The organism is Paraburkholderia terricola (assembly GCF_900142195.1).
Lineage (GTDB): Bacteria > Pseudomonadota > Gammaproteobacteria > Burkholderiales > Burkholderiaceae > Paraburkholderia > Paraburkholderia terricola.
In genome coordinates this window covers 18,971-32,264 of sequence record NZ_FRAB01000061.1, presented here as the reverse complement: position 1 = coordinate 32,264, position 13,294 = coordinate 18,971, and the positions used below count along the sequence as shown (strand labels likewise).

Below are 13,294 nucleotides of genomic sequence, written 5' to 3'. Positions count from 1 at the left end.
GCGGCAAGCGCGTCTCGTATGGCGCGCGGGCGATCACCGCGGGCGGGCTGATGTCGCTGCCGAAGCTGGTGTTCCCCGGCGGCGCGCTCGTCGGTGACGATGCGGGCTTCCTGAACGCCTCGCGCATCAAGGGCAGTCACGCGGCGATCAAGACCGGCATGCTGGCCGCCGAGGCGGCGTTCGATGCGGTGCAGGCCGGCCGTCGGAACGATGAACTCACGGCCTACCCGGAGTCGTTCCGCACATCGTGGCTGCACACCGAACTGCATCGCGCGCGCAACTTCAAGCAGTGGATGAGCAAGGGCCTGTACCTCGGCACGCTGATGGTCGGCATCGAGCAGAAGCTGTTCGGCGGCAACGTGCCGTGGACGCTGCATCACCAGCACGCCGATCACGAGATGCTCAAGCCCGCGTCGCAATGCACGCCGATCACGTATCCGAAACCGGACGGCAGGCTGACGTTCGACCGGCTCTCGTCCGTGTTCATCTCGAACACCAATCACGAAGAGAACCAGCCGGCGCATCTGACGCTGAAAGATCCCACCGTGCCGGTGAACGTGAACCTGCAGACCTATGCCGGTCCCGAAGCGCGCTACTGTCCGGCCGCGGTCTATGAATTCGTGAAGACCGACGACGGCGGCGAGCGCCTCGTGATCAACGCGCAGAACTGCGTGCACTGCAAGACCTGCGACATCAAGGACCCGACGCAGAACATCGTGTGGGTCACGCCGGAAGGCGGCGGTGGGCCGAACTATCCGAACATGTGAGTGACGAGTCGGCGCTTTGTTTGCAGCACGCGGTGCGGATTCGCTGACCGCGTGCGAACCCCCTTCGACGAACGTGGGCATCGCCGCGTCGTCAGCAGAAAACCAGAACCTTTGCCACAATGCCCCATCGCGCGAAAGCGCCCGAAATGGCATGTGAGCAGACAATGATCCCCTTCTCGGTCCTGGACCTATCGCCGGTCATCGCTGGCGCGACACCTGCCGACGCATTCAGGAACACGCTGGACCTCGCCCAGCACGCGGAAAACTGGCACTACCACCGCTACTGGCTGGCGGAACATCACAACATGACCGGCATCGCCAGCGCGGCCACTTCGGTGGTGATCGGCTACGTGGCCGGAGGCACCCAAAAGATTCGCGTCGGTTCGGGCGGCGTCATGTTGCCTAATCACGCGCCGCTCGTCATCGCCGAACAGTTCGGCACCCTCGCCTCGCTCTACCCCGGCCGGATCGATCTCGGCCTAGGCCGCGCGCCAGGCACCGACCAGAGCACCGCGCGCGCGCTGCGCCGCGATCTGCAAAACAGCGCCGAGTCTTTCCCCGACGACGTGGTCGAGCTGCAACGTTATTTCGCCGACCCGGTGCCGGGCCAGCGCATTCGCGCGGTGCCCGGCGCCGGGCTGAACGTGCCGCTGTGGCTGCTCGGCTCGTCGCTCTTCAGCGCGCAACTCGCCGCGGCGCTCGGTCTGCCGTTCGCGTTCGCGTCGCATTTCGCACCCGACCATATGCTCACGGCGCTGCGGGTGTATCGCTCGCAATTCCGGCCCTCGGCGGCGCTCGACAAACCGTATGCGATGGTCGGCGTCAATCTGTTCGCCGCCGATAGCAACGAGGAAGCGCAGCGCCTCTTCACGTCGCTGCAGCAGCAGTTCATCAACTTGCGGCGCGGCACACCCGGTCAATTGCATCCGCCGGTCGAGCGGCTCGAGGCGTCGGAGATGGAATTGAACGGCGTCGCGCATTCGCTCGCCTGCACCGTGCTCGGCGATCGCGATGCGGTACGCGCAGGACTGCGCTCGATCATCGATCAAACCGGCGCGGACGAATTGATGCTCACCGCGCAGATTTACGATCACGCGGCGCGGCTGCGCTCGTTTGAAATCGGCGCGCAAGTGCGCGATGAGCTGAGCGCCGGCGACTAACGGCGCTATCAAAAGAGGACGGCCGTATCGGCAACGGCCGTTTTCTCTTTTGCCGATTCGACGGCTATCCGCGACACGAACATCGGAACACCACGCGCCAGGGCTCCCGCACGATGTTCGGATAGTCAGCGTCCAAAGCGAAGTTCTCGCCCCACCCCGGCCTCAGCCGGAGTTCAACGACTCCCCACCCCCGCCAACCCATCCAGCAACGCCTGATGAAACGCCTGCGGATCCTGCATCTGCGGCGCGTGCCCCAAGTCGGCGAATTCGACCAGCGTGGCGTGCGGAATCGCCTTCGCCGTGGCCTTGCCCAGTTCCGGGTAGCGACCGAGCTTCGCGCGCACGTCGGGCGGCGCGGCGTCCTTGCCGATCGCGGTCGTATCCTTCTGGCCGATCAGCAAGAGCGTCGGCGTGCTCAGTTGGCCGAGTTCGTACACCACCGGCTGCGTGTAGATCATGTCGTACAGCAGCGCCGAATTCCACGCGACGATCTGCTTGCCCGGACCGCGATACAAACCCGCCAGCATCTGCACCCACGGTTCATAGTCGGCGCGCCACTGGCCCGCGTAATACGTCGTCTGCTCGTAGCGGCGAATGCCGTCGGCGGTGGTCTTCAGTTCGCGCTCGTACCACTGGTCCACCGAAAGCGACGGCACGCCCTTCGCCTTCCAGTCCTCGAGACCGATCGGGTTGACCAGCACCAGTTGCCGCGTCTCGCGCGGATACATCAGCGCGTAGCGGATCGCGAGCATGCCGCCGGTCGAATGACCGATCACGGTCGCGTCGCTCACGCCGAGCGATGCGAGCAGCGCATGCGTGTTGCGCGCGAGTTGCTGGAAACTGTACTGATAGTGTTCCGGTTTGCTCGACTTGCAAAAGCCGATCTGATCCGGCGCGATCACGCGATAACCGGCGTCGCTCAGCCGATGGATGGTCGCATCCCACGTCGCCGAGCAGAAGTTCTTGCCGTGCAATAGCACGACGGTGCGGCCGTTCGCGCGCGCCGGCTTTACATCCATATACGCCATGTGCAGCGCCACGCCTTGCGAGGTGAAGTCGTACTGCTCGACCGGCGCCGGGTAATCGAAGCCCTGCAACTCGGGGCCGTAAGCGGGACCGGCGTTGTCGGCGGCGGCGATGGTGGCGATGGTGGTGCTGGCGGCGCTACCCGGCGCGGAAGCGGAGCCAGCGGAGGCGCCAGCCGAAGCGGCGAAAACAGCCGGCGCCGCGCTCAGCACGCAGGCGCTCAAGAAAGCGATCAGGGAATGACGACGGAAATTCATCGATAGGTTTTCTTGCAAAAAGAAAGAAGCATGCGGCACCGACGCGCGGGCAAACCGGCGCTGGACCGTGGGGGTGCGGACGATTCTACGACGCGCCGCCGGACTGCGCAGCCGCGCGGGCGCGGCGCATCGGCGCGCAGGCCGCTGCCTTGCCCGGCTGGGCACGCATATTGCGACCGCCTCACTTCGCGCGCTATGTGGCGTGGCGCACGGATCGCCGCGGTGCAACGGTCGATCGTGCGCGAGTCGAGCGAGCGCCCGGCATCCGCACAATTCACACTATTCGCTCGCGGCAAATCGGGTTAGAAGTAGCGCACGCTCCGCGAAGACGGGGCCGCCTGACAGTGCGGATCATGAATGGAGGGCAAGCAAGCAGACCATCCGGGGTAGAGAAACAGGCGAGTGATTGCATGGGATCGGAGCGCGCTGCGTGGGATCGGAGTAAGTGCTGAAGCATTAACTCTGGTCTACGTGAGCTCTAAAGCACTAGCTCCGGTCGACCGCGTTGCATGGGATCGGAGCGCGCTGCGTGGGACCGGAGTAAGTGCTGAAGCACTAACTCTGATCGACCGCGTTGCATGGGACCGGAGTAAGCGCTAAAGCGCTAACTCTGATCGACCGCGTTGCATGGGATCAGAGTAAGCGCTAAAGCGCTAACTCTGATCGACCGCGTTGCATGGGACCGGAGTAAGCGCTAAAGCGCTAACTCCGGTCGACACAGGAGACAGATATGAATACCCCGGAACGGCTAAACGATCTGCAACGCACCACCCTCGCCATCGTCCTCGCAGGCGGACGGGGCACGCGGCTCGGGCCGCTCACCAACAAACGCGTCAAGCCGGCCGTGCACTTCGGCGGCAAATACCGGATCATCGACTTCGCACTCTCCAACTGTCTGAATTCCGGCATCCGCCGCATCGCGGTGGTCACGCAGTACAAGGCGCACTCGCTGTTGCGCCACATGCAGCGCGGCTGGAGCTTCCTGCGCGGCGAATTCGGCGAATTCATCGACCTGTGGCCCGCGCAGCAGCGCGTGGAAGGCGCCCACTGGTATCGCGGCACCGCCGACGCGGTGTTCCAGAATCTCGACATCATCCGTTCGATCCGGCCGAAATACGTGGTGGTGCTGGCGGGCGACCATATCTACAAGATGGACTACACGCGCATGATCGCCGACCACGCGGAAAGCGGCGCGGATTGCACGGTGGGTTGCATCGAGGTGCCGCGCATGGACGCAGTGGCCTTCGGCGTGATGGCGGTGGATGAAAACCGCCGCGTGACCGGCTTCGTCGAAAAGCCCGCCGATCCGCCGGCGATACCGGGCCGCCCGGACACGGCGCTCGCCAGCATGGGCATCTATGTGTTCAACGCCGATTATCTGTACGCGCTGCTCGAGGAAAACATCTCCACCGTCGACACGGATCACGACTTCGGCAAGGACATCCTGCCGCGCGTGGTCACCCGAGGCATGGCGATCGCGCATCCATTCAGCATGTCGTGCGTGTCGTCGGACCCGAACGTGGAGCCGTACTGGCGCGACGTCGGCACGATCGACGCCTACTGGGCCGCCAACCTCGATCTCGCGTCCACCATTCCCACGCTCGACCTCTACGATCGCAGCTGGCCGATCTGGACGTATCAGGAGCAGTTGCCGCCCGCCAAGTTCGTGCGCGACATGAAAGGCTTGCAGGGATCGGCCACCAATCTGATCGCGTGCGGCGGCTGCGTGATTTCGGGCTCGCAGATTTCGCGCTCGGTGCTGTCGTCGAATGTCAAGGTGAGTTCGTTCTGTAACATCAATGAGGCAGTCTTGTTGCCGCAGGTCACCGTCGGCGCGAGCTGCCGGCTGCAGAAAGTGGTGATAGACCGCGGCTGCGCCATTCCGGACGGCACGGTGATCGGCGAGGATCCGGCGCGCGACGCCGAACGCTTCTACCGCACCGACGACGGCGTCGTGCTGGTCACGCCCGAGGCGCTGCGGCAGGACGTGCGCTAAGGCGCGTCAAGGCAGCCGGCGGCCCCGCCGCGTTTGAACAGTAACCGACAGGAATAGATCGAGCCTATGACGATTCGCGCCCTGCACGTCGCAAGCGAGCTGTATCCCCTCCTCAAAACGGGCGGTCTCGCCGACGTCGCGGGCGCGCTGCCGCCCGCGCTGATCGAGCGCGGCGCCGACGCGCGGGTGCTGCTGCCCGGCTTTCCGGCGGTGCTCGCCGGTTTGGGCGACTTGCGTCAGATCGCGCAACTGGGCCGGCGCTTTGACGCGCCGGGAGTCACGCTCGAACAGGGCACGCTGGCGTCGAACGGTCTGATCGTCTACGTGATCCGCGCCGGCACGCTGTACGACCGCCCCGGCAATCCGTATCTGAACGACGAGCACGTGCCCTACGGCGACAACGCGCAGCGCTTCGCGCTGCTCGGCTGGGTCGCCGCGCAACTGGCGCAGCAGCTCGATCCGGCGTGGTCGCCGCAAATCGTCCACGCGCACGACTGGCATGCGGGGCTCGCGCCCGCCTACCTGAAAGCCGCCGAGCGCCAGCATGGCCGTCCGCTCGCGCGCAGCGTCTTCACGGTGCATAACCTCGCGTATCAGGGCATATTTCCCGCGCACCAGTTTGGCCAACTGGCGCTGCCGGACGATTTTTTCAACATGCACGGCGTCGAGTTCTACGGACAGTTGTCGTTCCTCAAGGCGGGCCTCTACTACAGCGACCGCATCACCACCGTCAGTCCGACCTACGCGCGCGAAATCCAGACGCTCGCCCAGGGCGGCGGACTCGACGCGTTGCTGCGCCATCGCGCGCACGACCTGAGCGGGATTCTTAACGGCGTCGACTATACGGTGTGGAATCCCGCCGGCGATGCGCTCATCGACAATCACTACAGCCCCACGCGCCTCGCCGGCAAAGAGGCGTGCAAGGAGGCGCTGCAAAAGCGCTTCGGCCTCGCGCAGAAAAGCGATGCGCTGCTGTTCGGCGTGGTGAGCCGGCTTACCGAACAGAAAGGTCTCGACCTGCTGCTGGAGGCGGTGCCCGAGATCGTCAAACGCGGCGGGCAACTGGTGGTGTTCGGCACCGGCGACCCGGCGCTGGAGAACGGCTTGAAGCGTGTCGCGCAGACGCATCCTGAATCGGTGGCGGTCGAACTCGGCTTCGACGAGACGCTCGCTCATACCATCGTCGCGGGCAGCGACGTGATCGCCGTGCCGTCGCGTTTCGAACCCTGCGGGCTGACGCAGCTTTACGCGCTGGCTTATGGATCGCTGCCGCTCGTGCACGGCGTCGGCGGGCTGGCCGACACGGTGATGGACGCCTCGCTCGAAAATCTCGCCGACGACCTTGCCACCGGCTTTGTCTTCGAGCGCTTCGAGCCGAAGGGCATTGCCGCCGCGATCCGCCGCGCCTTCGCGCTGTATGGCCGGCGCACCGAATGGAAAGCGGCGCAGCGGCGCGCGATGCGCCAGGACTTCGGCTGGGGCGCGTCGGCCGAGCGCTACCTGGCGTTGTATCGCGAGTTGGCGTGAGCGTCGGCGCCGCGACGTTAAGCTGAGCGAGGCGCCGACGCGCCGGCACCGCGTTCCGTGCACGATCGACCGCATTGATGCGCGCGGCACCAGGTTCGCGCAACGCATGCCATGCTCGCGAGGCGCCGGTTTTCACGCACGCCTCACCGACAGACTGCCGGGTCGACTGCCGGCCTCCCGTCGTCCCCCATCACTGCGCGGCGTTTGATGGTTCAGCGCAACAACCCGTTGGCCGGGCCAACTCGCGCGCGGCAAACTCATGTATTGTTTCCTGACTACGCAGACCGTGCACTTTTCTTGCATCATCTGAAGCAGTCACGCCGCACGAGGCGCCCGGCCCGAAGCCGGTTGGCCGTCGCGGCCCATCCTTCCCGTTTCCTTGATCGCGCACGACCGTTGGCGCGGGCGACACCATGACGAAAAATGTTTTGAGCATCCAGTCACATGTCGTTTTCGGGCACGCCGGCAACAGCGCGGCGGTGTTCCCGATGCGCCGGCTCGGCGTCAACGTCTGGCCGCTCAATACCGTGCAGTTCTCGAACCACACGCAATACGGCCATTGGACCGGCAGTGCGATCGAGGGCTCGCAGGTGGAAGAACTGGTCGAAGGCATCGGCGCGATCGGCATGCTGCCGCGCTGCGACGCGGTGCTCTCCGGCCACCTGGGCACGCCCGAACAGGCGCAGTCGGTACTGGAAGTCGTCAAGGCCGTGAAGGCCGCCAATCCGCGCGCGTGGTACTTCTGCGATCCGGTGATGGGCGCGGCGAGCAGTTGCAAACCCGCGCCGGGCATCCAGGAGTTTCTGGTGCGCACCATGCCCGAAATGGCCGACGCGATGGCGCCGAATCACAGCGAGTTGCAGCGGCTGGTCGGCCGCGAGATCGAGACGCTGGAAGAAGCCGTGGCGGCATGCCGCGAACTGCTCGCGCGCGGTCCGAAGCTGGTGCTGGTGAAGCACCTGCTCGACCGCAACAGTCCCGCCGACCGCTTCAACATGCTGGTCGTCACCGAGCGCGAGGCGTGGATGGGGCAGCGCCCGCTTTATCCGTTCGCGCGGCAACCGGTGGGCGTCGGCGATCTGACGAGCGCGGTGTTCGTCGCGCGCACGCTGCTCGGCGACTCGATCCGCGCGGCGTTCGAGCATACGCTCGCCGCCGTCAACGCGGTGGTCAAGACCACCTGGCAGGCCGGTCGTTACGAGCTCGAACTGGTGGCCGCGCAGAACGAAATCGCGCAGCCGCGCGAATGGTTCGACGCGTGGGTCGCGGATACGGCATAGGCTGCGGCGCACGCCGTCCTATAATGCGTGCCGCGTGAAAGGGGCGCCTATTCGCGCATGCAGTGTTTTTTCGCGCATCCAGTTCAGCATTCAGCAGACGAGGCATCGATGGACGGTTATATCCGCAGCGAGCGGGAAGAATTTTTTGAGCAGTTGTGCATCAGCGTCGACGCCGACGAAGCGCACGAGCAGGAAGCGATCGAATACTTCGAAAGCCAGTTCGACCAGGCCGACTTCGATCCCGCACAGTGGCTCGACATCGCGCTCTACTACTCGCCGGCGGTGGCGCGCGGCATCGTCGAGATGGTGACGCCCGACGACAAGGCGCGCAGCAACATCGCCGAAGTGATCGCCGACAATCTCGACATCTCCTACGGCGAGGACGAATGCCAGCAGTTCGCCGAGACCATCGAATTCGCGCTGAACAACGGCGTGCCGGTGGACCTCGATCTGGTGCTCGACGGCTGCCAGCGCGCGATCGACGACCTCGACACATGGGCCGACGAGGAAACCAAGGCGCCGCTGCTGCGTCTGCGTGAGGAGTTGCTGCGCCAGCAAGGCGAGCATTGAGGGCGTTGTTATGGGCGGCTAGTGGTCGCCTTGTTGATCCGCGCTTTGGTCCCCGCTTATTGGTCCAGCTTCTTGATCCCGCTTCGCGCGCCTTCGCGGCGCGGTTCCCCAACAGTGCGCCGCAGTAGTTATATTTGCCCGGCACGCGCCCCACGGCGCATGCAAAAGTTCTTCCCCCCGCTCCCGCAGCGACCCCCGCCCTTCTTAAGCATGTGCCGCAATCGGCACCCGCCATCGACACGCCGCACCGCAGCCCATGCGCCGCCAGCAGCCGCGCCGCGCGGTCTGTGCCGAAATCCTCATTCAAAGCGCCGCGAACTGCCAAGACGTCCGCAAATTGGCTTTCTATATTCGCGCCAGATTGACCGGCTTTCAAACGCTGACGCACGCATTACATGCAATCGAGCCTTGTCGACAGCGGCCGGTCATCCGTAGTCTTTCGATGCGCGGACAGGGCGAACCACGTCCGCACGTCGATCCCGCGTTACCGCCTTGCCGTTTTCACACCCTGAAACTGTCGATGGAAGGAGAGACCATGAGTCTTCGCAACACGCTGAAACCGCTTGCCTTGTTGATCGGCGCCGTCTTCGCGATCGCGCCGCCGGCCAGTTTCGCCGACGACCTGCCGGTGAAGATCGGTTTTGCCGCGCCGCTCACGGGCGCGAACGCCGGCTACGGCAAGGACCTCGAGAACGGCGTCCGGCTTGCCATCGAGGAAGCCAATGCGCAGAAGATCAGGATCGGCGACAAGGTGGCGCAATTCCAGATCGTCTCGCAGGACGATCAGGCCGATCCGCGCATCGGCGTGCAGGTCGCGCAGAAGCTGGTCGACTCGGGCGTGTCCGTGGTCGTCGGCCACTTCAACTCGGGCACCACGATTCCGGCCTCGCAGGTCTACGAGCAGGCCGGCATTCCGGTGATCGACCCGGCCGCCACCAATCCGACCATCACGGGGCGCGGCTTCGCGAACACCTTCATGGTGATTTCCACCGATGCGCAAAACGCCGGCAACGCCGGCGTCTATGCGGTGGAAGTGACCAAGGCCAAGCGCATCGCGATTATCGACGACCGCACCGCGTTCGGCCAGGGCGAGGCCGACGAGTTCGAGAAGGCGGTGAAGGCGCGCGGCGGCAACATCGTGGCGCGCGAATACACGGATAACCACGCGGTGGACTTCAGCACACAGCTCACCAAGATCAAGGCGGCCAACGCCGATCTGATTTTCTTCGGCGGTCTGGATACGCAGGCCGCGGGCTTCGCGCGGCGGATGAAGCAACTGGGGATGACCGCGCAACTGGTGGGCGGCGGCGGCGTGGAGGACCCGGAATTCATCAAGCTCGCCGGCGACGCGGCGGAAGGCGTGATGGCCTGGGAATACGGCCGGCCGTTGGCCGAATTGCCGGGCGGCAAGGACTTCTCAGCGAAGTTCAAGAAGCGCTTCGGGGCGGACATCCTGTCTTACGCGCCGTTCGGCTACGACGGCGCGTGGGCCGCGATCAAGGCGATGCAGCAGGCCAAATCCAGTTCGCCGGCGGTGTATCGCCCGGTGCTGAAGGCGAGCGAGTTCGAAGGCATTACCGGCAAGATTTCCTTCGACAACACCGGCGCGCTGAAGAGCGGTGCGTCCACGCTCTATCAGGTAAAGAACGGAACGTGGGTGCCGATCGTGACCAAGAGCGGCACTTGAGCCACAGCTCACGCAACGCCAGCGCGCGCTATCCGGCGACCTTGAGCACCAGCGCCGTATCGAGGTCGCGTTCGATTCGCACGAGGTCGTCCTTCATCTCGGCGAATTCGTTGGCGGAACACATCTGATGGCCGAAGGCGGCACGAAGGTGCCGCCTCACCTGCAACACCCGCGCCGCCGGATCGAAGACGTAACGGGAAGAGAACTCGATGAAGCGGTTCTTCACCGCCGTATCGGCCGGCAAATCCGTCACGCGGACAAAGCGCGGCAACGTCATTTCCAGCGTCTCGTCGAACTCGCCGCCGATGCACGTCCAGGGCTGCGTCCGGGCAGGCTCGGCAAGCCACGCCTCGACCTGGGTGCCCATGCCGCCCGCCAAACTGGTCAGCGCCGGCACCGCCGTGGTTCCATCCGTCCACACGAAATGTTCCACCTTGCCCTGCATCGAGGTGGCGAAGGGTCCGTCCGTGGCCGCCACGTCGCCGGCGCGCAATTGCGCCGTGCCATGCAGACCCGTCTGCAATAGACGGCTCGCGGCAATCTGCTGGGTGCGCTGCCGCGTCGCGCGCCGCAGCGTATTGCGTTCGAGTTCGGCGGTGAAGCCCGCATCCTCCACGCGGTACGCGTAGTTGGCTGCGCCGCGCTCGTCGATGTCGATCTGCAACCGCGCCGTACGCTCGCGCGACTGCGCGGCCGGCGTGCGCGACACCACGCCCTGGTTCACCAGCAAGACCGGCCGGTCCATCGCGCCCGGCGGCAGATAACCGAAACCCACGCCGCCCGCGGTCGTATCCGCGAACAATGAGAGCTCGGGCATCCAGACGATCGCGTGATTGATCGCGCTCGCTCCGTAGCCGGGCACGTCGGGCAAACCGTAGTACGGCCCGAGATTGAGCAGCACCGCCTCGCTGCGGATGCCGACCGCGGCCAGCAGCGCGCTATAGAGCGCGACGTGGTCCTTGCAGTCGCCATAGCGGTTGCGCAGGATGTCGATCGCCTTGTGCGGGATCGCCGCCGTCTCGCCGAGAAAAAGCGCCACGTAGCGAATGTTCAAACGCATCCAGTCGTACAGCACCTGCGCCTTCGCGCGCGGATCGGCGGCTTGCGCCGTGAGACCCTGCGCGAGGCGGACGATCGCGGGGTCGCTCATCGTCGCGTCGAGCGCGGGGCCGCGATAGCGCGCGGCGAAGCTCGCGAAGTCGGGCACCGTCGATATCATCAGGCGATCTCCCCAGTTCGCGTAGCCGACCGCGCCCGCCTCGATGCGCGCATACGAACCGTGCCGGTAGTCGAACTCGTAGCGGGTGCGGCCGTTCGCCGTGACCGGCGGCAGCGCGACGTAGCCGCGCGCGTCGGCGTACAGCGGAATATCCGACGGAAGATCGAAGATCAGGCGCTGCATCTCGACCGGTTCGCGCGTCGGTTCCACCAGGTACGCGAACGTGCCGGCCTGCAAGGGCCGCGTGCGCGTCTTGCGAAACGCGAGATGCACGCGCGAGCCGGATTCGACGCCGGGAAAGATCACCGTGCGCAACACGCCGTTCTGGAAGCTCGGCGCGCCCGCCGAGCGCGGCTCCTGCACGTCGCGGATCGCCTCGGGACCGACCGGATGCGCGACGCCGTTCGGGTCGATCGTTTCGGCGCCGAGCAATTGCACCTGCTCGATGTCCTTGTTGAACCAGATATAGCGTTGCGCGATATCGTCGACGCCGCTCGTGGTATTTGCGCGCAATACCGTGTCGTCGTGCTCCTCGATGGAGCCGTCTTTCTGGATCGTGAAGAGATGCACGTCGCGCTCGATTGTGGCGGGCGCGAGATCGTTGGCGGATAGCGCGGCGGGGCTGTCCTCGGCGAACGCGGTGGCTGCGCATAGGCAGAGTGATGCGATGAACAGCGCCTCGGACAGTGCGCCGAACAGTGCGCCGAACAGCGGGCCGAATAGCTGGCCGAACAGCGCGCCGGGCGTCGACCTCGCGGCCCGCCCGACGAGAGAGACGAACGCGCCGCCCCGCATCATGGGCGGCGCGCCCCGCCCCGCGCGCGCCATGCGCGCGGGCTCGAAGCAAACTCCGCGCGAAACGCGTGATTGAAATTCGACAGATCATTGAAGCCGCAATCGAGCGCGATATCGACGACCTTCGCGCCGCCGGCGCGCTCGTCCCCGACCTCGCGCAGACGCAGCGCAGCCGCACGCAAACGCGCCCGCAACAGGTATTGATGCGGCGTCACGCCGACCACGCGCTGGAACGTGCGCAGGAAGTGGAATTCGCTCAGCCCCGCCGCGGCGGCCAGGCTCGCGAGCGTATGCGGCGCGCCGGGCGTTTCGTCGATCACGCGCGCGATCTGCGCGACGCGCGACCAGGCCGTGGCGCTCGCGGACGGTTCCGGCCGCGTCAGCGCACCGGACGCGTTGAGCGCCGCGGCGGCCAGTTCAACGGCGAGTTCGTCCCACGCCGCTGCGCCGCTGCCGTCACCGCAAGCGCCCGCGCAAGCCCGCGCGATCAGCGGTGAAAACGCGCGCAACGACGGTAGGCGCGCGCGTTTGAAGTTCAGCTTGCCGCTCGCCACACCCGCATCGGCGGCCAGCCGCTCGAAGTACGCCGGCGCATAGCGAAACGCGATGCAGCGGTCGCCCGCCCCATGCCGGTGGCCGCATTCGAAGCAGTCGCCGGCGTTGCCGAGCAGCAGCGCGCCGGGCGTGAGCAGTTCGCGGCCCGGCGCGGCCCGATAGCCGAACGAGCCGGCCACCACCATCGCGATGCACACGCCGCCGTGCCGCTCCTCGAACGGCTGGTCACGCGGACCCAGCGTGCAGAGGACATCCGCGACGTCCCAGCCCGCGCCTTGGGCCAACCCGCGCGCGTTCGTGCCGCCGCGCGCGCCTTCCTGTTCGCGCCGCGCGAGCGCCTGCTGCAAGGTGACGGCAATTTTCCCCAAGATGCACCTCGGCTGAGTCCGTATCGTGGTTTTAGCACATCGGCGGCCGGCGCGGTTTTGCCGGTTTTCGCCCATTTCGCCGATGCC

The 13,294-nt window shown here is 65.8% G+C and carries 10 protein-coding genes; 7 read left to right on the top strand and 3 right to left on the bottom strand.

Annotation, left to right across the window (positions count from 1 at the left end; translation table 11 throughout):
* Positions 1-767: electron transfer flavoprotein-ubiquinone oxidoreductase (locus BUE39_RS30980; RefSeq protein ID WP_143032028.1), on the top strand; the 767-nt coding region annotated here is incomplete at its 5' end.
* Between the two features lie 164 nt (positions 768-931).
* Positions 932-1,927: an LLM class flavin-dependent oxidoreductase gene (locus BUE39_RS30975; protein ID WP_073432469.1), complete on the top strand. Its 996-nt coding sequence runs from the start codon at positions 932-934 to the stop codon at positions 1,925-1,927.
* A gap of 173 nt (positions 1,928-2,100) precedes the next feature.
* Here the strand turns inward: BUE39_RS30975 and BUE39_RS30970 are convergent, their stop codons facing one another.
* Positions 2,101-3,210, bottom strand: coding sequence for an alpha/beta fold hydrolase (locus tag BUE39_RS30970; RefSeq protein ID WP_073432468.1), 1,110 nt, complete (start codon positions 3,208-3,210; stop codon positions 2,101-2,103).
* 730 nt (positions 3,211-3,940) lie between these two features.
* Here BUE39_RS30970 and glgC point away from each other — a divergent pair.
* The 5 genes from glgC (at position 3,941) to BUE39_RS30945 (ending at position 10,270) form a co-directional block, all read left to right on the top strand.
* On the top strand, positions 3,941-5,206 hold the full coding sequence (gene glgC, locus BUE39_RS30965) for a glucose-1-phosphate adenylyltransferase (RefSeq protein ID WP_073432467.1): 1,266 nt from the start codon (positions 3,941-3,943) through the stop codon (positions 5,204-5,206).
* A 66-nt stretch (positions 5,207-5,272) separates the two neighbouring features.
* Positions 5,273-6,733, top strand: coding sequence for a glycogen synthase GlgA (gene glgA, locus BUE39_RS30960; RefSeq protein ID WP_073432466.1), 1,461 nt, complete (start codon positions 5,273-5,275; stop codon positions 6,731-6,733).
* Between the two features lie 413 nt (positions 6,734-7,146).
* Complete coding sequence (gene pdxY, locus BUE39_RS30955; protein WP_073432465.1) at positions 7,147-8,013, top strand: pyridoxal kinase PdxY; 867 nt, start codon at positions 7,147-7,149, stop codon at positions 8,011-8,013.
* Positions 8,014-8,121: 108 nt separating this feature from the next.
* Positions 8,122-8,583 carry a hypothetical protein gene (locus BUE39_RS30950; protein ID WP_073432464.1) on the top strand — a complete coding sequence of 154 codons (462 nt, stop codon included), beginning with the start codon at positions 8,122-8,124 and terminating at the stop codon, positions 8,581-8,583.
* A 535-nt stretch (positions 8,584-9,118) separates the two neighbouring features.
* Complete coding sequence (locus BUE39_RS30945) at positions 9,119-10,270, top strand: branched-chain amino acid ABC transporter substrate-binding protein (RefSeq protein WP_073432472.1); 1,152 nt, start codon at positions 9,119-9,121, stop codon at positions 10,268-10,270.
* 28 nt (positions 10,271-10,298) lie between these two features.
* Here the strand turns inward: BUE39_RS30945 and BUE39_RS30940 are convergent, their stop codons facing one another.
* Both BUE39_RS30940 and BUE39_RS30935 read right to left on the bottom strand, forming a co-directional pair.
* Positions 10,299-12,287, bottom strand: a complete 1,989-nt coding sequence (locus tag BUE39_RS30940) for a DUF3857 domain-containing transglutaminase family protein (RefSeq protein WP_235005002.1) — start codon at positions 12,285-12,287, stop codon at positions 10,299-10,301.
* A complete protein-coding gene (locus BUE39_RS30935) occupies positions 12,284-13,207 on the bottom strand; it encodes a helix-turn-helix domain-containing protein (RefSeq protein ID WP_073432463.1) in 924 nt (307 codons plus the stop codon). The genes BUE39_RS30940 and BUE39_RS30935 overlap by 4 nt, the downstream gene beginning before the upstream one ends.
* Between the last annotated feature and the right edge of the window lie 87 nt (positions 13,208-13,294).